Genomic DNA, 19,220 nt, shown 5'->3' with positions numbered 1-19,220 from the left:
GTCGGTGGTGCGGCCTACGCTGGATACATGGCATTCGCGGCAGAGCAACCAGTGGTGGCGCACTCCGAGCACCGCCCGATCGGTGAGATCGAGCGCGCCTCGTCGGAGTTCCAGGTGGTCAGCGAGTACGAGCCCGCGGGCGATCAGCCGCAGGCGATCGAGCAACTCGCCGGCCGACTGAACGCGGGTGAGCGGGACGTCGTTCTGCTCGGCGCCACCGGCACCGGCAAATCGGCCACGACGGCGTGGCTGATCGAGAAAGTGCAGCGGCCCACCCTGGTGATGGCCCCGAACAAGACGCTGGCCGCGCAGCTCGCGAACGAGCTGCGGGCGATGTTGCCGCACAACGCCGTCGAGTACTTCGTCTCGTACTACGACTACTACCAGCCCGAGGCGTACATCGCGCAGACCGATACGTACATCGAGAAGGACAGTTCGATCAACGACGACGTGGAGCGGTTGCGGCACTCCGCCACCTCGTCGCTGCTGTCCCGCCGCGATGTCGTGGTCGTCGCATCGGTCTCGTGCATCTACGGCCTCGGCACCCCGCAGAGTTACCTCGACCGGTCGGTGCAGCTCGAAGTGGGCATGGAGGTCGACCGGGATGCCCTCCTGCGCCTGCTGGTGGACGTCCAGTACACCCGCAATGACATGGCGTTCACGCGCGGCAGTTTCCGGGTCCGGGGCGATACCGTCGAGATCATCCCGTCGTACGAGGAACTGGCCGTCCGGATCGAGTTCTTCGGAGACGAGGTCGAGGCGCTGTACTACCTGCACCCGCTCACCGGCGATGTGGTGCGGCAGGTCGAGAACCTACGGATCTTCCCGGCCACCCACTACGTGGCCGGACCCGAGCGGATGGCGCGGGCGATCGAGGGCATCGAGTCCGAGTTGGAGGAGCGGCTGGCGGAGTTCGAGCGGCAGGGGAAGCTGCTCGAGGCGCAGCGGTTGCGGATGCGCACCCAGTACGACGTCGAGATGATGCGGCAGGTCGGATTCTGTTCCGGGATCGAGAACTACAGCCGGCACATCGACGGCCGTGCGGCGGGATCGGCACCGGCCACGCTGCTGGACTACTTCCCCGAGGACTTCCTCCTGGTGATCGACGAGTCGCATGTCACCGTGCCCCAGATCGGCGCCATGTTCGAGGGTGACACCTCACGCAAGCGCAACTTGGTCGACTTCGGATTCCGGCTGCCGTCCGCAGTCGACAACCGGCCACTCACCTGGGAGGAGTTCACCGAGCGGGTGGGGCAGACGGTGTACCTCTCCGCCACCCCCGGCCAATACGAGCTCGGCCAGTCCGGCGGCGAATTCGTCGAGCAGGTCATCCGGCCCACCGGCCTGGTCGATCCGCAGGTGGTGATCAAGCCCACCAAGGGGCAGATCGACGACCTCATGCACGAGATTCGTGAGCGCACCGAGAAGGACGAACGCGTCCTGGTCACCACCCTCACCAAGAAGATGGCCGAGGATCTGACCGACTATCTCCTGGAGGCGGGAATCCGGGTCCGCTACCTGCACAGCGACATCGACACGCTGCGTCGCGTCGAACTGCTCCGGCAACTCCGGCTCGGCGAGTACGACGTGCTGGTGGGCATCAATCTGCTCCGTGAGGGCCTCGACCTCCCCGAGGTCTCGCTGGTGGCGATCCTCGATGCCGACAAGGAAGGATTCCTACGCTCCACCACCTCGTTGATCCAGACCATCGGGCGCGCCGCCCGCAACGTCTCGGGCGAGGTGCACATGTACGCCGACAAGATCACCGATTCCATGCGCAATGCGATCGACGAAACCGATCGCCGCCGCGAGAAGCAGATCGCCTACAACACCGAGATGGGCGTCGATCCGCAGCCGTTGCGCAAGAAGATCGCCGACATCCTCGACCAGGTGTACACGGAAGCGGACGACACCGAGGCAGCGATCGGCGGCCCGGGCCGCAACGCCACCCGTGGGCGCCGTGCCCAGGGCGAGCTGCGGTCGGCGTCGTCGGTCAGCGCAGGCATGTACGAAGGCGAGGACGTCAAGTCCATGCCGCGGGCCGAATTGGCGGACCTGATCTCCGAACTCACCGATCAGATGATGAACGCCGCGCGGGAATTGCAGTTCGAGCTCGCAGGCCGGATCCGCGACGAGATCGCCGACCTGAAGAAGGAACTACGCGGAATGGACGCCGCAGGCCTCACGTGACGGGCTGTGCGATTGCACCGGCCGTGTGTTCCGCGCCGCAACCCGCCTGTTCCGGGACGATATGCGGCTATTGTGTCGAAGAAGTTATGCCGAGAAACGGCACGAATGCACGCCCTAGAGAAATGAGGGACTCGATGAGTGGCTACAGCACCGTGGTGGTCGGCACCGACGGTTCGGAGTCGTCGCTGCGCGCGGTCGACCGCGCCGCGTCGATCGCCGGCGACAACGTCAAGCTGGTGATCGCGTGCGCGTACCTGCCGAGCGAGGCCGCGGATCCGGCAGCTGCCGATGTCCTGCGGGACGAGGCGTACCAGCTGCAGGGTGCCAACCCGGTCAACGACATGCTGCGCACCGCCGAGGGGCGCGCGTTGAAGGCCGGAGCCAAGAACGTCGAAAAGCGCGCCATCAAGGGCCAGCCCGTCGAGGCGCTGCTCGATCTGGTGAAGTCGCAGCCGGAGCCCTCGCTCCTGGTGGTCGGCAATAAGGGCATGAACTCCCTCACCGGCCGCCTGCTGGGTTCGGTGCCCTCCGATGCCGCTCGCAAGACCTCGGTGGACATCCTCATCGTCCACACCACATAGGCGACCCCCGCCGCTAGGCGGGCTCCAGCGCGCGCAGCGAACGCGGTAGCGACCCGGACGTGACCACGGTCAACGTCTGGGTCGCTCGCGTCAGCGCCACATACAGATCTCGCAGGCCCCTGTCGAATTCCAGCTCGGCCGGCTCACCCACGATCAGGCCGGGCTCCACCACGACCACGTGGTCGAACTCCAGGCCCTTCGAATCGCGGACCCCCATCACTCGCACCGATTTCGACGTGAGGCGGCGCAGCGGCGCCACCAGCTCCTGCGGTGCGAGTACGGCGGTCAGTCGGTCCTCGTCGGTGGGTAGCGCGGAGCGGACGGCTTCGACCAGGGCCGCGCGATCACCGTCGACCCGTACCAGCCGCGGCGGCTCCGCACCCGACCGCACCGAAGTGGGCGGCGCCAATGCGGGGTCGATCGCCGCGAGGACGTCCACCGCGAGGTCCATGATCTCCTTCGGGGTGCGGTAGTTCACCGTGAGCTCCGAGAGCTGGAACCGCCCTGGCACATAGGGATCGAGAGCAGCGTTCCAGCTGGTCGAACCAGCGGCGTCTCCGGTCTGCGCGGTGTCGCCTACCAGCGTCATCCATCGATTCGGGCTGCGCCGCATCAGCATCCGCCAGGCCATCGCCGAGAGTTCCTGCGCCTCATCGACGATCACATGCCCGAAGGTCCAGGTGCGGTCGTCGCGGGCGCGGTCGGCGGTGGTGTTGAATTCGCGCACCGTCTGGCGCTCCGCCAACTGTTCGGCGTCGATCAGGTCGTACGCCATCAGGATCTCGGCATCGAACTCGTCATCGAGATCCTGAGGTGCGGAACCGGTTAGGATGTCGAGGGCTTCCTGCGCCTCCTCCAGCCGTTGCCGCCACCGCCGCTCGGCCTCGTCGGCATCGGTGTCGTCATCACCGATGAATTCGGCGATCTCGTCGAGCAGAGGAGCATCGGCGGGGGAGAACGCCGGCGCACCGTTCGGATCCGTGACCGCCGCTCGGCGCAACTCCTCCCGATCCGCATCCGACAGGTCGGGCGCGGCCTCCGCGAGGCGGTCTCCATCGCGCCACAGCTCCACCAGCACCCGCTGCGGCGTCAGTGCCGGCCACAGCGAATCCAGCGCGCCCAGAACCTCCGGATCCTGGGCGAGCTCGTCGCGGATATCGGAGATATCGGTGCGGGAGAGCAGCATCGAGTTGTCGACCACCGAGGATCCGATGGTCGCGGCGTGCTGCGCCGCGAGGGCGTCCAGCGCGGATTGCCGGAAGATCGCACGGGCCGTGTTGTGCGGCCGTCGTGACGAACGAGCCCGGCCGCGGGCCTTCGTCGCGATCTTCTTATCGAGCGTGAGCGGGTAGCCGTCGAACTTCATCACGATCGGCTCGTCGGGCACCGTCTGCCAGCCGCGCACCGCCTGCTTCATCACCTCGACCATGTCGGTCGAACCCTTCAGACGCGCGGCCGCCGCCGAATCCTCCAGCGTGGCCACGACTCCCGGGTACAGGTCACCGATCGTGCTCAGCAGCACGCCGGTCTCACCGAGGCTCGGCAGCACCTGGCTGATGTAGTTGAGGAAGGTCTCGTTCGGGCCCACGATCAGTACGCCTGTGCGGGACAGGTTCTGCCGGTAGGTGTACAGCAGGTAGGCGGCGCGGTGCAGCGCCACCGCCGTCTTGCCGGTACCCGGACCACCCTGCACCACCAGGACGCCGCGATGCTCGGACCGGATGATCGTGTCCTGTTCGCGCTGGATGGTTTCGACGATGTCGGTCATCTGCCCGGTACGGGCCCGGTTCAGGGCCTCCACCAGCGCGGACTCGCCCGCGACGTTCGAGCCCAGGCCTTCGCCGGCGCCGTCGTCGCCGGTGAGAGTGAGCCGCTCGTCGACCACGCCCCGCAGCTCCCGGCCGCGGGTGCGCACGTGCCTGCGCACCCGCACGCCCTCGGGCTGGGCCGGCGTGGCGAGGTAGAACGGGCGGGCCAGGGGAGCGCGCCAGTCCAGCAGCAGCGTCGAGAGATCCTCGTCGTCGTCCAGCACGCCGATGCGGCCGATGCGCCGAACCCCGTCCGCCGGGTTGTCGGACTCGACCATGTCGAGCCGACCGAAGTACAGGTTGTTCTCCGCCGAGTCGTATTTCGCGATGTCGTCGGTGTAGAGCTGGTGGTACGAGTCCCGCTCGGAGATCTCCTGCGGGTTCTCCCCGACCTCCTGCAGATTGTCGGTGCGGCGTCGCTGCGCCGTGTCCCGCATCGCGTCGATCCGCGCGTAGACGCGGTCCAGGTGCGCCTGCTCCTCGGCCATCAGGTCGACGCTGGAGACGGGGTTCGTCGTCACGGTGCTCCTCGTGGGCGGACCTCCGGCGGGAGGCGGCGGCAAAGAATCAGACCATCTATTCTCCACGACAACCGGCCGGAGCGCTCGTGGCGAACGTCACCGGTGCCGATCGAAGATCAGGACAGCGGCCCGGAGTCCGCGACGCCGTCGTAATCGGGAAGATCGATGCCGTTGATCGCCCGTTCGATCAGGGCGAAGTCCCAGTCCTGCGGAGCGGCCTCGCCCGCCGCGACGGCGTCACGGCCACGGGCGTTGAGCTGGGCTATCTCCTGATTGGCGGCCACGAACGGGCGCATCAGGCGCTCGTAGGCGGCGAATCCGGCGTCCGGATCCCAGTGTGCGGCGGCCAGCTCGCCCGCGAGGACGTAGGCGCCCACCAGGGCGATCCCGGTGCCCTGTCCTGACATCGGCGACGAGCACGAGGCGGCGTCGCCGATCAGCCCCACCCGGCCCGCCGACCACCGATCCATCACCACCTGCGCCACCTGATCGAGGTAGAAGTCCGGCGCGTCGTCGAGATGGGCCAGGATGCGCGGCGTCAGCCAGCCCAGGCCCGCCATCCGCTCGCGCAGCACCCGCTTCTGCGCTGCGATGTCACGGTGGTCGAGGGTGAACTCGGGCGCCGAGAACGAGAAGAGCGCCATGCCGAGCGTTGCGTCCCGGATCGGTCGCAGGCCGGCCGTGCGGCCCCGCGCCTCACAGGTGATCAGCCAGCGATCCAGGCCGAACTCGTTGGGGACCGTATAGAAGGCGAGCGCGTGGCCGAGGTGTCGGACGTACCGCTCATGGGGTCCGAAGACCAACGCACGCAGCGATGAATGCAGACCGTCGGCGCCGATCACCAGGTCGTACCGTTCGCGGGTGCCGCTGGTGAAGGTCACATCGACGCCGTTCGCATCCTGGGTCAGCTCGGTGATCCGGTCGCCGAACCGGTAGTCGACGGCGTCGCGCGTGGCGTCGTAGAGCACCTGAGAAAGATCGCCGCGAAGGATCTCGATCTCGGCGATGAAGCCGTCGCCGTCGTCGTCCTCCGCACGGAACGTCTCCAGGACGGTGCCCGCCTCGTCGACCACGTACGCCCCCGCGGTGTCGGTGCAGGCGGCGCGCACCTGCGCGTCCAGCCCCATCCGGGCGATGACCTCCTTGGCGACGCCGCGTGCGTCCACGGCCTGCCCGCCGGGGCGCAATGCGGGCGCCCGCTCCACGACGGTGACGGTCGCGCCGCGGCGGCTGAGCCAGTGCGCCAGTGCGGGTCCGGCGATGCTTGCGCCGGCGATGAGCACCCGGGGGTGGTTCACGGTGTCACCAGCCGCGCTCACGCCATTGTGCGAGGTGCGGGCGCTCGGCGCCGAGAGTGGTGCCCTTGCCATGGCCCGGGTGGATCACGGTGTCGTCGTCATAGCGATCGAACAGCTTGGTGGTGACGTCGGTGTAGAGCCGGTCGAAGTCCTCGGGCGAGCCGGTCTTGCCGACGCCGCCGGGGAACAGGCTGTCGCCGGTGAACAGGTGCACCGGCGCATCGTCGATCTCGGGCCGCAGGGCGAGGGCGATCGATCCGGGGGTGTGCCCCACCAGCTCGATCACGTCGAAGGTGAGCTCACCCACGGTGAGCACTTCTCCATCGACAAGGGTGCGATCCGTGGGGGCGTCGATGCCCTCGGCGTCGTTCACGCCGGCGGCCGCGGGAACGCCGAGTCCCTCCCGAACGTCGGCGAGCGCATACCAATGGTCCAGGTGGCGGTGGGTGGTGACGATGAGTTCCACGCCGCCGATCTCCCGCGCCGTGGCCAGGATCCGGTCGGCCTCGTTGGCCGCGTCGATGAGCACGGTGCGGCCCACGGAATCACTGACCAGGTAGACGTTGTTGTCCATACCGCCGACGGAGAGCTGATTGATCGTGGTGGTCACGAACGTCACGCTACCGCGCCGGGAAAAACTTGTCGGTGGGCTTGCATAGCATTGGTCGGGGCTCGTCTACGGGTCTGCACGGCTCGACGGAAGGAAGACGGTGGCGGATCGCCTGATCGTGCGCGGGGCGCGCGAACACAACCTGCGGGGAATCGATGTGGATCTCCCGCGCGACAGCCTCATCGTCTTCACCGGGCTGTCGGGTTCCGGCAAGTCCAGCCTCGCCTTCGACACCATCTTCGCGGAGGGACAGCGGCGCTACGTCGAATCGCTGTCGGCGTACGCCCGCCAGTTCCTCGGCCAGATGGACAAGCCCGATGTCGATTTCATCGAGGGCCTCTCGCCCGCGGTGTCGATCGACCAGAAGTCGACCAACCGCAACCCGCGGTCCACCGTGGGCACCATCACCGAGGTCTACGACTACCTGCGCCTGCTGTACGCCCGCGCAGGCACCCCGCACTGCCCCGAATGCGGCTCGGTGATCGCGCGGCAGACGCCGCAGCAGATCGTCGATCAGGTGCTCGACATGGAACAGGGCACTCGGTTCCAGGTGCTTGCGCCGGTGGTGCGCACCCGCAAGGGCGAGTTCGTCGACTTGTTCAATCAGTTGCAGACCCAGGGCTACGCCCGCGCCCGGATCGACGGGGTGGTCTACCAGCTCAGTGAGCCGCCGAAGCTCAAGAAGCAGGAGAAACACGACATCGAGGTGGTCGTCGACCGGCTCGCCGTGAAGGCCTCGTCGAAGCAGCGGCTCACCGACTCCATCGAGACCGCCCTGCGGCTGGCCGACGGTATCGTCGTGCTCGATTTCGTGGACCGCGAGGAGAACGACCCCGAGCGTGAACGCCGGTTCTCCGAGAAGATGGCCTGCCCCAACGGGCACCCCATTGCGGTCGACGATCTGGAACCCCGTTCGTTCTCGTTCAATTCACCGTACGGTGCCTGCCCCGAGTGCGACGGCCTCGGCGTCCGCAAGGAGGTCGACCCGGACCTCGTCGTACCCGATCCCGAGTTGTCGCTCGCCGAGGGCGCCATAGCCCCCTGGGCATCCGGCCAGACCGCCGACTACTTCCTGCGGCTGCTTTCCGGTCTCGCGGACGCGATGGGCTTCGACCTGGACACCCCGTGGAAGAGCCTGCCGGCCAAGGCCCGCAAGGCGGTGATCGAGGGCTCCGAACACCAGGTGCACGTCAAGTACAAGAACCGGTACGGCCGTACCCGCTCGTACTACGCCGAATTCGAGGGCGTGATGCCCTTCCTGCACCGCCGGCTCGAATCCACCGAGTCCGAGCAGATGAAGGAGCGGTACGAGGGCTACATGCGCGACGTACCGTGCCCCGTCTGTCAGGGCGCTCGGCTGCGTCCCGAGATCCTCGCGGTCACCCTCGACCACCCGCGATTCGGCGAGAAGTCCATCGCCGATGTGGCCGCGATGTCGGTGGGCGAGTGCTCCGACTACCTGTCCGATCTCAAGCTCGGCGCCCGGGAGGCCGCGATCGCCGGCCGCGTCCTCAAAGAGGTGCAGGCCCGGATCGACTTCCTGCTGGACGTGGGCCTGGAATACCTGTCGCTCTCGCGGGCTGCCGGCTCTCTCTCGGGCGGTGAGGCGCAGCGCATCCGGCTCGCCACCCAGATCGGCTCCGGTCTCGCGGGCGTGCTGTACGTGCTCGACGAGCCGTCCATCGGCCTGCATCAGCGCGACAATCGCCGCCTCATCGACACCCTGGTGCGGTTGCGCGACCTGGGCAACACGCTGATCGTGGTCGAACACGACGAAGACACCATCCGTACCGCCGACTGGGTGGTCGACATCGGCCCGTACGCGGGTGAGCACGGTGGCAAGGTGGTGCACAGTGGCACCTACAAGGCGCTGCTGAAGAACAAGGAGTCGCTGACAGGCGCCTATCTGTCCGGACGCAGGGCACTCCCGGTGCCCGCGGTGCGTCGGCCGATCGATAAGAAGCGCCAGCTCAAGGTGGTCGGCGCCCGCGAGCACAACCTGCAGGGGATCGACGTTTCGTTCCCGCTGGGCGTGCTCACCGCGGTCACGGGCGTCTCCGGCTCGGGCAAGTCGACCCTGGTCAACGACATCCTGGCCACTGTGCTGGCCAACAAGCTCAACGGTGCACGGCAGGTACCGGGACGGCACAGCCGGGTCACCGGCCTGGACGATCTGGACAAGTTGGTCCAGGTGGATCAGTCGCCGATCGGCCGCACGCCCCGGTCGAACCCGGCCACCTACACCGGCGTCTTCGACAAGATCCGCACGCTGTTCGCCGCTACCACCGAAGCCAAGGTGCGTGGTTATCAGCCGGGCCGGTTCTCGTTCAACGTCAAGGGCGGGCGGTGCGAGGCCTGCTCGGGCGACGGCACGATCAAGATCGAGATGAACTTCCTGCCGGACGTGTACGTGCCGTGCGAGGTGTGTCACGGCGCCCGGTACAACCGCGAGACGCTGGAGGTGCATTACAAGGGCAAGAACATCGCCGAGGTACTCGATATGCCGATCGAGGAGGCCGCCGACTTCTTCGAGGCGGTCACCTCGATCCACCGCTACCTCAAGACACTGGTGGAAGTGGGTCTCGGTTACGTGCGGCTCGGACAGCCGGCCACCACGCTCTCGGGTGGCGAGGCGCAGCGCGTGAAGCTGGCCGCTGAGTTGCAGAAGCGGTCGAACGGGCGCACCGTGTACATCCTCGACGAGCCCACCACGGGCCTGCACTTCGAGGACATCGCGAAGTTGCTTCAGGTGATCGACGGGCTGGTGGACAAGGGCAACTCGGTCATCGTGATCGAGCACAACCTGGACGTGATCAAGACCGCCGACTGGATCGTGGACATGGGGCCGGAAGGTGGCAGCGGGGGAGGCACCGTGGTCGCGCAGGGGACACCGGAGGATGTGGCCGCGGTGCCCGAGTCGTACACAGGGAAGTTTCTCGCGGAGGTTCTGGCCACGTAGTGCGGTGTGTCGGGCTGGGGATCGAACTGTGGAATGGCGGTGGATTGGTTGGGGACATCTGTGGAGAGAAAACTCATCATCTTGGGGTAATTGCATCCGTGTGACACAAGATGTAGTGTTATCTGCATGAGCAGCGTGACCGTTTACACCAAGCCCGCATGCGTGCAGTGCACCGCGACCTACCGCGCCCTCGACAAGGCCGGGATCGAGTACACGTCGGTCGATATCAGTGTCGATTCGGATGCCCGTGACTACGTGCTGGCCCTCGGCTACCTGCAGGCTCCCGTCGTCGTGATCGATGGCGGTGACCACTGGTCCGGCTTCCGGCCCGACCGGATCAAGGCGCTGCAGGCCGCCTGACCAGGCGCTCCTGCTCGAAACGCTGTGAGGCGGCCCCGAATCGGGGCCGCCTCACTCGTCTATCGGCGTACTACCAACGGTGGCAGTGCCCGGGCGTCCAACGCCCGGGCACCCAGCGCGGCTGCTCGTACCAGCCGTTATGCCACCTCGGGGGCACCCAGTAGCCCGGATGCCACCCGTTCCAGTCGACCCAGCCGGGGCGCCAGAAGCCGGGCTGCCACCAGCCCGGGTGCCAGCGGCCGCTCTCCCAGTAGCCGGGCTGCCAGCGCCCGGGCTCACATGCCCCCGGTCCGCCCGGGTGCTGGACCGCGGGGGTGGGGGCCGCGACGGCAGTGGCTGCGCCGCCCAACGGAACCATCACAGATGCGGCGACGATGACGCCCGCCGCGAGCGTTCGCAATTTCTTCATATTCGGACGGTACGCCCGGTGTGACCTGGAACACTAGATGCGTTTACCCAGGTCAGGGTGACTTTGGGGGATAACCCTGAGGCTTAGCTGTACACCGGTCCCGTGTATTTCTCGCCCGGACCCTGGCCCGGTTCATCCGGGTAACTGCTGTATTCACGGAAGGCGAGCTGAAGGCTCTTCAGCCCGTCCCGATACGGCCCGGCGTGCGGGCCCAGGTACTCCACCGACGCGGTGGTCAGGCCCGCCAATGCGGTGATCAGTCGGCGCGCCTCGTCGAGGTCGAAATGCGGGCTGTTGCGGGGATCGAACTCGGCTCCGTCCTCATCCTGGTCCGGGGACGCGAGCCCGAGCTTCTCTGCCGCGGCGCTCATCAGCATCATCCACGCCGACGAGATCACCTCGATCGACGGCGACTCCGCGAGGAGTCGATCCAGCGAGGCGGGCTCGGGCGACGAATTCGGATTCTCGGTCACGACTGCTACACTTTCATGTGCGACCGCTCCGGCATGCGCCGGGGCAGCAAGTGGAGTCCACTCCCACCACGCCGACTTCAGGTCGGCTGGTCCGGTCGCCGCGAAGTGTCCCACCTGGGAATTTCTTCTGCGGTCTCCTCGTTGGAGGAGGGGTTGATCGTCGGCGTACGCCGCGGCGGCCCGAATCGGTCGGTGTGGGCCCCGCCAGGTGTTGATCGCCTGGACGGGGCCTTTTCGCTGTGTGGGAATCCGGGCCTCTGGGCTGCGCGGCGGTCTACGAAGAAGACCGCTCGCAAGGCTAACGCGAGTACCTAACTGAGGAGGCCCCATCAGCACTGAGACACGCACCAACGGTCAGATCCGCGTCCCCGAGGTCCGGCTTGTCGGTCCCGGCGGTGAGCAGGTCGGGATCGTGCGGGTTGAGGATGCGCTCAAGCTGGCGTACGAGGCGGATCTCGACCTGGTCGAGGTGGCACCCAATGCACGCCCGCCCGTGTGCAAGATCATGGACTACGGCAAGTTCAAGTACGAGGCCGCGCAGAAGCAGCGCGAGTCCCGCAAGAACCAGCAGATGACCGTGATCAAGGAGCAGAAGCTCCGTCCCAAGATCGATGACCACGACTACGAGACCAAGAAGGGGCACGTAGTCCGCTTTCTGGAGCAGGGCTCCAAGGTCAAGGTCACGATCATGTTCCGCGGCCGCGAGCAGTCGCGTCCGGAGCTGGGATTCCGTCTCCTGCAGCGCCTGGGCGCCGATGTCGCCGAGTACGGCTTCATCGAGACGTCCGCCAAGCAGGACGGCCGCAACATGACCATGGTCCTCGCCCCGCACAAGGGTGCGAAGACCCGCGCCAAGGCGCAGCAGGACAAGGAAGCCCCGGTGGCACGGCCCGCCGCGCCCGAGGCTCCGGCCCAGTAACGAGTTCCTCGCCACCGGCCACGAACAACGAAAGAGACGAACATGCCGAAGAACAAGTCCCACAGCGGTACCGCGAAGCGCTTCAAGATCTCGGGTAGCGGAAAGGTCCTGCGCCAGAAGGCGGGCCGTCGCCACCTGCTCGAGCACAAGAGCTCGCGCGTGACCCGTCGCCTCGACGGTGTGGCCGAGGTCGCCCCGGCCGACGTGCGTCGCGTCAAGAAGCTGCTCGGCAAGTAAGCCGATTTTCGTACCCGCTAGAACTTTTCACACGTAAGGACCCAGAACTATGGCACGCGTCAAGCGCGCAGTGAACGCTCAGAAGAAGCGTCGTTCCATCCTCGAGGCCTCGAAGGGCTACCGCGGTCAGCGGTCGCGCCTGTACCGCAAGGCCAAGGAGCAGCAGCTCCACTCGATGACCTACGCGTACCGCGACCGCCGCGCGCGCAAGGGCGATTTCCGCAAGCTGTGGATCACCCGCATCAATGCCGCGGCACGCGCCAACGACATCACCTACAACCGCTTCATGCAGGGCCTGAAGCTGGCCGGTGTCGAGGTGGACCGCAAGAACCTCGCCGAGCTCGCCGTCTCCGACTCGGCCGCGTTCACCGCGCTCGTGGACATCGCCAAGAAGGCGCTGCCCGCCGACGTGAACGCCCCCGCCGCGTAACTTGACGCACCCCACGGAACGACCCGCGGACCCGCTCTTCACCGAGCGCACCCCGCGGGTCGTTTCCGCATCCAAGCTCCTGCGTGCCGCCGGTCGCCGCAAAGCCGGGTTGTTCCTGGCCGAGGGCTCCAATGCCGTCACCTCCGCGCTCGCAGCGGGTCTCGTGGATGAGATCTTCGTGACGGAGGACGGCGCAGCGCGCTATCCCGACTTGCTCACCGGCCGGGTCGCGTACGTCACCGACCGGGCGATGCGCGGGCTCTCCGACACCGTCACCCCGCCCGGGATCGTCGCGGTCTGCCGGGCGCTCCCCGAGGGTCGCGTGCCCGACGGTGCACGGCTGGTCGCGGTCCCCGTCGACGTGGCCGAACCGGGCAACGCCGGCACCGTCATCCGAGTCGCGGATGCGGTCGGCGCCGACGCCGTCCTGCTCGCGGGTGACGCCGTCGATCCGATGAACGGGAAGGTGGTGCGCGCCTCCGCGGGGTCTGTCTTCCATCTTCCTGTCGTGCAGGAGCGCGACGCGTCCGCGGCGATCGCGCAGCTCAAGGAATCGGGCCTGACGGTGCTCGCCACCGCCGCCGACGGCGAGGTCTCGCTCGACGACGCCGACGAGATGCTCGCCGCGCCGACCGCCTGGCTGTTCGGCAACGAGGCGCATGGACTCCCGCGCGGACTGCAGGCCGCCGCAGACCACCGCATCGCCATCCCGATCCGGGGCCGCGCCGAATCGCTCAACCTCGCCACCGCCGCGTCGATCTGCCTGTACGCGAGCTCACGAGTGCATCACCGCGGCTGACCCCGCCGATCGGCGGGAGGGTTCCCGTCGGGCGGGTCACCGGACCGGACGGCCGTCGGCTGTACCTGCCTGCCCGCTCCCGCGAAGATCGAGCCTGGACCGGCCGCCCCGTAGAATCGGCGGTCTGGACACAGGCGATCGGAGGAACCGGGATGGTGCGGATCGTCGTGGTCGACGATGAGGCGCTGGTGCGCCGCGGATTCGAGTTGATGCTCGGGCACGCCTCGGATCTGGAGGTGGTGGCTGCCGTCTCCGGCGGCGAGGCATACGACACCGTCAGCCGACTTGCCCCCGATGTGGTCCTCCTCGATATCCGCATGCCCGATGTCGACGGGTTGACGCTGCTCGACAAGTTCACCCGGATGCCGTCTCCTCCGGTGGTCGCCATGCTCACCACCTTCGATTCGGACGAGTACATCGCCCACGCGCTCCGCCGGGGAGCGGCGGGTTTCCTGGTCAAGGACACCGACCCGGATCACCTCGTGCAGCTCGTGCGCAGCCTGGCCGAAGGTGGGGTCGTCCTCTCACCGAAGGTGGCGTCCCAGGTCGTGAGTGGTTTCCTCGGCGGCGTCGCGGTCGATGACCTCGGCACCGAGCGGCTCTCGCCCCGGGAGCGCGAGGTCCTGGTGCTGCTGGCCGACGGGCTGTCGAACCTCGAGATCGGCCGCACGATGCACCTCAGTGTGGGCACGGTGAAGGATCACGTGAGCGCGCTGCTCGCGAAGCTCGGCGTGGCGAATCGCGTGCAGGCCGCGCTGGTGGCTCAGCGGGCGGGGCTCCTGGAGGAGCGGCCGCAGTGACCGGTGCTGAGCGCGAGCGGCTGCGGACGCTCAGCGGAGAACTCGTGCTCGTCGTCCTCGCTGCGCTGGACGCGTGGTCGGTGCGCAATCCGGTGTTCGGCTGGAACGATGCCCTGCTGATGGTGGCTGTGCTCGCCCTGCCGTTGCGGAACCGGGCGCCGCTGGTGGTGTTCGCGATCGCCCTGGTCGTCGCGATCGAAGACGGCGTCGTGGTGATTCCGACCGTCGCGATGTATGCGGTCGCCGTGAACTTCCAGCGGGTGATCGTGCCACTCGCGGCGGGCGCCGCGCTCGCCGGCACGATGACCGTCTCGATGTTGTCCGCCGCGGCGGCGGCGCAGGAGACTCCGCCGACTCGCGAACTCGTCTCCACGATCGGGTACAGCGTCGCGATGGTCGGTGCTCCGCTCGCCTTCGGCAGACTGGTGCGGGCCCGCCGTGAACTGGCCGCGCAACTCGCCGAATTGACTGAGGCACAGGACGACCAGCGCCGACTGCACGAGCACAACGTCCTGTCCCGCGAACGGGCGCAGCTGGCGCGCGAGATGCATGACGTCGTCTCCCATCAGGTCAGTCTCATCGCTGTGGAAGCGGGTGCATTGCAGGTGACGGCGACCGATGAGGCGGCCCGGGAATCCGCACGATCGGTACGCCGTCTGGCAGTGAGCACACTGGATGAGTTGCGGCACATGGTCGGTGTCCTCCGGGCATCGGGAACCGAGGCGAACGGATTGGCGCCGCAACCGACGGCGGGGGATCTCCCGCAGCTGATCGCCACCAGCGGGCTCAGCGTGAACCTGGTAGGCGAGGTGCCGGGTGATCTCAGCCCCGCCGTGGCGCGGGCGGTGTACCGCACGACCCAGGAAGCCTTGACCAATGCCCGCAAGCACGCCCCGGGCGCGGGTGTCGAGGTCACGGTGGAGGCGGTTGGCCGCGGGCTCCGTGTGCGGACCGAGAACTCCCGCCCGACCCGCGTCGCCCTGGACCTGCCGGGCTCGAAGGTAGGACTGCTCGGCCTGCGAGAACGGGCGGAGAGCCTGGGGGGAACGCTGCAGGCGGGTCCCACTTCGGCGGGCGGATTCGTGGTGACGCTGGCGGTGCCGGACCGGACCGCCTGACGGGTCGAAGCCCTCACCCGGATCGGGTAGGACTACTCATCCGTGATGTCCGGCGGGCCGGGACCATGGTGGACATGAACCTGTTGCCCTCACGCTCCGCCGTCGTCGACGGCACACCCGACACCCGTGATCGGGCGATCGACGTGGCGCGGCTCGCCAGCCTGCTCGTGGTGATGTTCGGCCATTCGGTGCTCCTCCTGGCCACCATCACCCCGGCCGGTGTCTGGGTGGGCAACACTCTCGGCGCCCTGCCGTCGCTGCAGCCCATCACCTGGTTCCTGCAGGTGATGCCTCTGTTCTTCCTGGCCGGCGCCGCTTCGGCCGCGTACGGCTTGAAGCCGGGGACGGCCTGGGGTGGCTGGTTACTGGGGCGCGCGCAGCGACTGTGCCGCCCCGTGTTCTGGTACCTCGCCTTCTGGTCGGTGGTCCTGCTCGGTGTGCGGGTCCTGGCAGGCGAATCCAGCGCGGCGCGGCTGGGGCAGGAGAGCGTGGCACTGCTCTGGTTCATCGGGGTGTACCTGATGGTGCTCGCCTTCGTTCCGGTGCTGATGCGGCTGCGCACGGGACGCGGCGTTGCGACCGTGATCGCGGGGCTCGTCACGGCCGCCGCTGCCGTCGACGGTGCGCGGCTGGCCACCGGATCGGTGGAGGCAGGCGCTCCGAATTTCCTGCTGGTGTGGCTGATCCCCACGGTGATCGGCGTCGCGTACGCCAAGCGGTTGATCCCGACCGGGACCGCGCTGGTGATCGCCGCCGCGGCATTCGCCGGCGCCGTCGCACTGGTGGTGTTCGGACCCTACGACGTGCCGCTCGTGGTGACCGGAGCGGAGACGTTCTCCAACACCACACCGCCGACGGTGCTGCTCGGCCTGCATTCGGTGTGGACCAGCCTGCTGTTCGTGGCCGCCGCGCCTGCGATCGGCCGGTGGGCGCGCCGGCCGAGGGTGTGGTACCCGGTCGCGGTGGGTAACGGGGGAGCGATGACGCTGTACCTGTGGCACATTCCTGCGATCGCTCTGGCCGCGTTCGCGCTGCACAGTGTGGGCATCGATGCCGTCGATCCGCATCAGGACGGATTCTGGGGGCTGATGGCACTGCGTGCGGTGGTCTTCGCCGGGGTGATGTTCGCACTGTTCCTGGCCCTGTCGCCGCTGGAGCATCGACGGATCCCCTGGTGGGACGACCGGGAGAGTGCGCGTGGGGCTCGCGGCGCCGTCGTCGGCACGCTGGTGTGCATCGCCGGTATCGCGGTGCTGCTGATGGCGAAGGAGGGGCTCGGCACGCGCGCGGGCTGGACGGCCCTCGCGGTGTTCGTGCTGGCGTTGGTGCTCGCTCGCACCTCAGCCCGCACGGAACGCCCCGTGGCCCAGGACCGGGACCCGGTCGGTGGCGCCCACCTCGGCCGCGACCTCGACGTCGTCGCCGAAGCCGATCCCGATCAGCTCGCGGCCGGAGGCGCAATCGCGCAGCGATGCCCGCACGGTCGCTGAGACCGCACGCCAGGCATCGCGCGCCACGATCGCTTCGGGCGACGGAGCGCCAGACAGGCCGTCGATCACGGCGCCTGCGCCCCACAGATCCTCGACTGCGGGTCGCAACCCGCCCTCGGGCCACCGCTCTCCGGCGGGGATCACGGCGACCACGGTCCCCGGCTCCGACCGGGCGGTGATCCAGGCCGCGACCGCAGGCGCGTTGCGCAGCGAGGCGGCGAGCACGGTCGCGCGGCCGCCCGCCAACTCGTGCACGATCGTCGAACCGTTCGGCGAGGGCAGAACGAGGCGCCGGAGGCCGGTCGCGGCCCGGATGGTCGACGGTGACAGGCTCACCTGTCCGGGGCGCGCCGCCCTACGGCCGACCGCGAGGTGCGCATCGTGCTCACGTGCGAAAGTCTGTGCCGACTCGTCGCGCCACCGGTAGGGAAATACCGTGATGCCGCGCTCGAGGGCGACGCACAGGCTGGTGGTGAAGGAGAGGACATCGATCACCACCACGATGTCGGCGCCCACGGCGATCGCGCGCGCACCGTCGAGTCCCCACTCGCAGCGGATCGCCGCCGCGTCTTGTCCGTGCTCACGGTTCATCGGGTCAGTGGCCGCCCGAGCCGGACAGATTGATGATCACCACCCCGGTGATGGTCACGGCCATCCCGACCATGGTCACCCAGGAGATCCGGTCGTGGAACAGCACCGCCGCGCCGACGGTGATCAGGACCGTTCCCGCCGCCGACCAGATCGCGTACGCGACTCCCACGGAAATCTCCCGGAGCGAGAGTCCGAGGAAGGCGAACGCGCCGATGTACCCCGGTACCACGATGAGCAACGGCCACAGATTCTTGAAACCGTCGGTGGCGCGCAGCGACAGCGTCGCCGCCACCTCGCACACGATGGCGAGGAAGAGCAGGATCGCGGCTGTTCGAGACATGGGGCGGGCCTTCCCGGGAACGTGCCGGTGTGGCACGGGTGTCCTCGAATGTTTGCGGTGTCACTGTCGCCTGTCAACAGGGAGCGATCGCGCCGTCGTGTACCAGCGGTAATGCATTGTCGGCGGGGAACGGGCGTCGACTACGCTGGTCGGGTACCGTCCCACCCGCACCGAGGAGCTTGAGAGCAGTGTCGGAAGTCCAGAACGCCCCCGTCGACGACCTCAGCGAAGCCGCGCTCGATGCCTTCGCCTCGGAGGCCGCGAACGCGTTCGACGCTGCGACCGACCTGGACGCACTCAATGCTGCACGACTGGCGCACCTCGGCGAGAAGTCGCCGCTCGCCCTGAGTAAGCGCGCCCTGGGCTCCATCCCCAAGGAGGAGCGTAAGGACGCAGGCAAGCGGGTCAACGTGGCGCAGGGGCGTGCCCGCGCCGCGTACGAGCAGCGCAAGGCCATCCTCGACGCCGAGCGCGACGCCGCGGTGCTCGTCTCCGAATCGATCGACGTCACGCTGCCGTCGGCGCGCGCGGCGCAGGGTGCCCGTCACCCCGTCAGCATCATCGCGGACGAAGTGGCCGACTTCTTCGTCGGCATCGGCTGGGAGATCGCCGAGGGCCCCGAGGTCGAGACCGAGCACTTCAACTTCGACGCGCTCAACTTCCTGCCGGACCACCCGGCCCGCTCGATGCAGGACACCTTCTACGTCGCGCCCGAGGGGTCGCGGCAGGTGCTGCGCACCCATACCTCCCCGGTGCAGGTGCGTTCGATGCTCACGCGCGATGTGCCGATCTACGTGGCCTGCCCCGGCCGCACCTTCCGCACCGACGAGCTGGACGCCACCCACACCCCGGTGTTCAGTCAGGTCGAGGGCCTCGCGGTCGATAAGGGCCTGACGATGGCGCACTTGCGCGGCACCCTCGAGGCCTTCGCCAAGGCGATGTTCGGCCCCGAGACCACCACCCGCATGCGGCCGAACTACTTCCCCTTCACGGAACCGTCGGCCGAGGTCGACGTGTGGTTCCCCAACAAGAAGGGCGGCGCCGGCTGGATCGAGTGGGGCGGCTGCGGCATGGTCAACCCGAACGTGCTGCGCGCCTGCGGCATCGACCCCGACGAGTACTCGGGCTTCGCGTTCGGCATGGGCCTCGAGCGCACCCTGCAGTTCCGCACCGGCCTCTCGGACATGCGCGACATCGTCGAGGGTGATGTCCGCTTCACCCTGCCCTTCGGCGTCCGCGGCTAGCGCCGCCCACCGCTTCCACAGCCTCACCAGGAGAAGGACTTCC

General features: G+C 68.1%; 18 protein-coding genes and 1 pseudogene. 12 read left to right on the top strand and 7 right to left on the bottom strand.

Annotation, left to right across the window (positions count from 1 at the left end):
• Positions 1–27: 27 nt before the first annotated feature.
• Complete coding sequence (gene uvrB / locus TPAU_RS12150; RefSeq protein ID WP_013127055.1) at positions 28–2,190, top strand: excinuclease ABC subunit UvrB; 2,163 nt, start codon at positions 28–30, stop codon at positions 2,188–2,190.
• Positions 2,191–2,324: 134 nt separating this feature from the next.
• Positions 2,325–2,771, top strand: coding sequence for a universal stress protein (locus TPAU_RS12145; protein ID WP_013127054.1), 447 nt, complete (start codon positions 2,325–2,327; stop codon positions 2,769–2,771).
• Positions 2,772–2,784: 13 nt separating this feature from the next.
• On the opposite strand, the gene TPAU_RS12140 is transcribed toward TPAU_RS12145, so the two are convergent.
• The 3 genes from TPAU_RS12140 to TPAU_RS12130 all read right to left on the bottom strand — a co-directional run bounded on the left by TPAU_RS12140 (position 2,785) and on the right by TPAU_RS12130 (position 6,972).
• Positions 2,785–5,067 (bottom strand): HelD family protein, encoded by a 2,283-nt coding sequence (locus TPAU_RS12140; protein ID WP_041944405.1) that lies wholly within the window; start codon positions 5,065–5,067, stop codon positions 2,785–2,787.
• Positions 5,068–5,216: 149 nt separating this feature from the next.
• The gene (locus TPAU_RS12135) at positions 5,217–6,419 is read right to left on the bottom strand and encodes an FAD-dependent monooxygenase (protein WP_245537789.1); all 1,203 of its coding nucleotides are present in this window, start codon (positions 6,417–6,419) and stop codon (positions 5,217–5,219) included.
• Positions 6,403–6,972: an MBL fold metallo-hydrolase gene (locus TPAU_RS12130; RefSeq protein WP_083773944.1), complete on the bottom strand. Its 570-nt coding sequence runs from the start codon at positions 6,970–6,972 to the stop codon at positions 6,403–6,405. The genes TPAU_RS12135 and TPAU_RS12130 overlap by 17 nt, the downstream gene beginning before the upstream one ends.
• A gap of 136 nt (positions 6,973–7,108) precedes the next feature.
• Between TPAU_RS12130 and uvrA the strand changes: the two genes are divergently transcribed.
• Positions 7,109–9,967, top strand: a complete 2,859-nt coding sequence (gene uvrA, locus TPAU_RS12125) for an excinuclease ABC subunit UvrA (protein ID WP_013127050.1) — start codon at positions 7,109–7,111, stop codon at positions 9,965–9,967.
• A 126-nt stretch (positions 9,968–10,093) separates the two neighbouring features.
• The gene (gene nrdH, locus TPAU_RS12120; RefSeq protein ID WP_013127049.1) at positions 10,094–10,327 is read left to right on the top strand and encodes a glutaredoxin-like protein NrdH; all 234 of its coding nucleotides are present in this window, start codon (positions 10,094–10,096) and stop codon (positions 10,325–10,327) included.
• Between the two features lie 70 nt (positions 10,328–10,397).
• Here nrdH and TPAU_RS22945 read toward each other — a convergent pair whose 3' ends face one another.
• Both TPAU_RS22945 and TPAU_RS12115 read right to left on the bottom strand, forming a co-directional pair.
• Positions 10,398–10,736: a hypothetical protein gene (locus TPAU_RS22945; RefSeq protein ID WP_013127048.1), complete on the bottom strand. Its 339-nt coding sequence runs from the start codon at positions 10,734–10,736 to the stop codon at positions 10,398–10,400.
• Positions 10,737–10,819: 83 nt separating this feature from the next.
• Positions 10,820–11,209, bottom strand: coding sequence for a hypothetical protein (locus TPAU_RS12115; protein WP_013127047.1), 390 nt, complete (start codon positions 11,207–11,209; stop codon positions 10,820–10,822).
• Positions 11,210–11,537: 328 nt separating this feature from the next.
• Here TPAU_RS12115 and infC point away from each other — a divergent pair, with 328 nt between their 5' ends.
• The 7 genes from infC (at position 11,538) to TPAU_RS12080 (ending at position 17,002) form a co-directional block, all read left to right on the top strand.
• Positions 11,538–12,128 (top strand): translation initiation factor IF-3, encoded by a 591-nt coding sequence (gene infC / locus TPAU_RS12110; protein WP_013127046.1) that lies wholly within the window; start codon positions 11,538–11,540, stop codon positions 12,126–12,128.
• 42 nt (positions 12,129–12,170) lie between these two features.
• The gene (gene rpmI, locus TPAU_RS12105) at positions 12,171–12,365 is read left to right on the top strand and encodes a 50S ribosomal protein L35 (RefSeq protein WP_013127045.1); all 195 of its coding nucleotides are present in this window, start codon (positions 12,171–12,173) and stop codon (positions 12,363–12,365) included.
• A gap of 49 nt (positions 12,366–12,414) precedes the next feature.
• Entirely contained in the window at positions 12,415–12,795 is a 381-nt protein-coding gene (gene rplT / locus TPAU_RS12100) for a 50S ribosomal protein L20 (protein ID WP_013127044.1), read from the top strand.
• Position 12,796: 1 nt separating this feature from the next.
• Entirely contained in the window at positions 12,797–13,594 is a 798-nt protein-coding gene (locus tag TPAU_RS12095) for a TrmH family RNA methyltransferase (protein WP_013127043.1), read from the top strand.
• A 152-nt stretch (positions 13,595–13,746) separates the two neighbouring features.
• Complete coding sequence (locus TPAU_RS12090; RefSeq protein WP_013127042.1) at positions 13,747–14,394, top strand: response regulator; 648 nt, start codon at positions 13,747–13,749, stop codon at positions 14,392–14,394.
• Positions 14,391–15,512 carry a sensor histidine kinase gene (locus TPAU_RS12085; protein ID WP_013127041.1) on the top strand — a complete coding sequence of 374 codons (1,122 nt, stop codon included), beginning with the start codon at positions 14,391–14,393 and terminating at the stop codon, positions 15,510–15,512. Before TPAU_RS12090 ends, TPAU_RS12085 begins: the two co-directional genes overlap by 4 nt.
• A gap of 65 nt (positions 15,513–15,577) precedes the next feature.
• A complete protein-coding gene (locus TPAU_RS12080) occupies positions 15,578–17,002 on the top strand; it encodes an acyltransferase family protein (RefSeq protein ID WP_013127040.1) in 1,425 nt (474 codons plus the stop codon).
• On the opposite strand, the pseudogene TPAU_RS23300 reads toward TPAU_RS12080, so the two are convergent.
• A pseudogene (locus TPAU_RS23300) lies at positions 16,940–17,593 on the bottom strand (2-phosphosulfolactate phosphatase); the annotation flags it as partial. The gene TPAU_RS12080 and the pseudogene TPAU_RS23300 overlap by 63 nt on opposite strands.
• A 4-nt stretch (positions 17,594–17,597) precedes the next feature.
• Entirely contained in the window at positions 17,598–17,933 is a 336-nt protein-coding gene (locus TPAU_RS12070) for a DMT family transporter (RefSeq protein ID WP_013127038.1), read from the bottom strand.
• Between the two features lie 188 nt (positions 17,934–18,121).
• On the opposite strand from TPAU_RS12070, the gene pheS reads away from it, so the two are divergent.
• The gene (gene pheS / locus TPAU_RS12065; protein ID WP_013127037.1) at positions 18,122–19,177 is read left to right on the top strand and encodes a phenylalanine--tRNA ligase subunit alpha; all 1,056 of its coding nucleotides are present in this window, start codon (positions 18,122–18,124) and stop codon (positions 19,175–19,177) included.
• Positions 19,178–19,220 lie beyond the last annotated feature (43 nt).

It is taken from the genome of Tsukamurella paurometabola DSM 20162 (assembly GCF_000092225.1).
GTDB lineage: Bacteria > Actinomycetota > Actinomycetes > Mycobacteriales > Mycobacteriaceae > Tsukamurella > Tsukamurella paurometabola.
This window is presented reverse-complemented; position numbering and strand designations above follow the sequence as displayed.

Bases quoted from the DNA above. Each gene is read 5' to 3' on its own strand.
- TPAU_RS22945 (WP_013127048.1), bottom strand. From the start codon at position 10,736: ATGAAGAAATTGCGAACGCTCGCGGCGGGCGTCATCGTCGCCGCATCT.
- TPAU_RS12140 (WP_041944405.1), bottom strand. From the start codon at position 5,067: ATGGCCGAGGAGCAGGCGCACCTGGACCGCGTCTACGCGCGGATCGAC.
- TPAU_RS12080 (WP_013127040.1), top strand. From the start codon at position 15,578: ATGGTGGACATGAACCTGTTGCCCTCACGCTCCGCCGTCGTCGACGGC.
- TPAU_RS12145 (WP_013127054.1), top strand. From the start codon at position 2,325: ATGAGTGGCTACAGCACCGTGGTGGTCGGCACCGACGGTTCGGAGTCG.
- nrdH (WP_013127049.1), top strand. From the start codon at position 10,094: ATGAGCAGCGTGACCGTTTACACCAAGCCCGCATGCGTGCAGTGCACC.
- TPAU_RS12070 (WP_013127038.1), bottom strand. From the start codon at position 17,933: ATGTCTCGAACAGCCGCGATCCTGCTCTTCCTCGCCATCGTGTGCGAG.
- TPAU_RS12130 (WP_083773944.1), bottom strand. From the start codon at position 6,972: ATGGACAACAACGTCTACCTGGTCAGTGATTCCGTGGGCCGCACCGTG.
- TPAU_RS12090 (WP_013127042.1), top strand. From the start codon at position 13,747: ATGGTGCGGATCGTCGTGGTCGACGATGAGGCGCTGGTGCGCCGCGGA.
- rpmI (WP_013127045.1), top strand. From the start codon at position 12,171: ATGCCGAAGAACAAGTCCCACAGCGGTACCGCGAAGCGCTTCAAGATC.
- uvrB (WP_013127055.1), top strand. From the start codon at position 28: ATGGCATTCGCGGCAGAGCAACCAGTGGTGGCGCACTCCGAGCACCGC.
- rplT (WP_013127044.1), top strand. From the start codon at position 12,415: ATGGCACGCGTCAAGCGCGCAGTGAACGCTCAGAAGAAGCGTCGTTCC.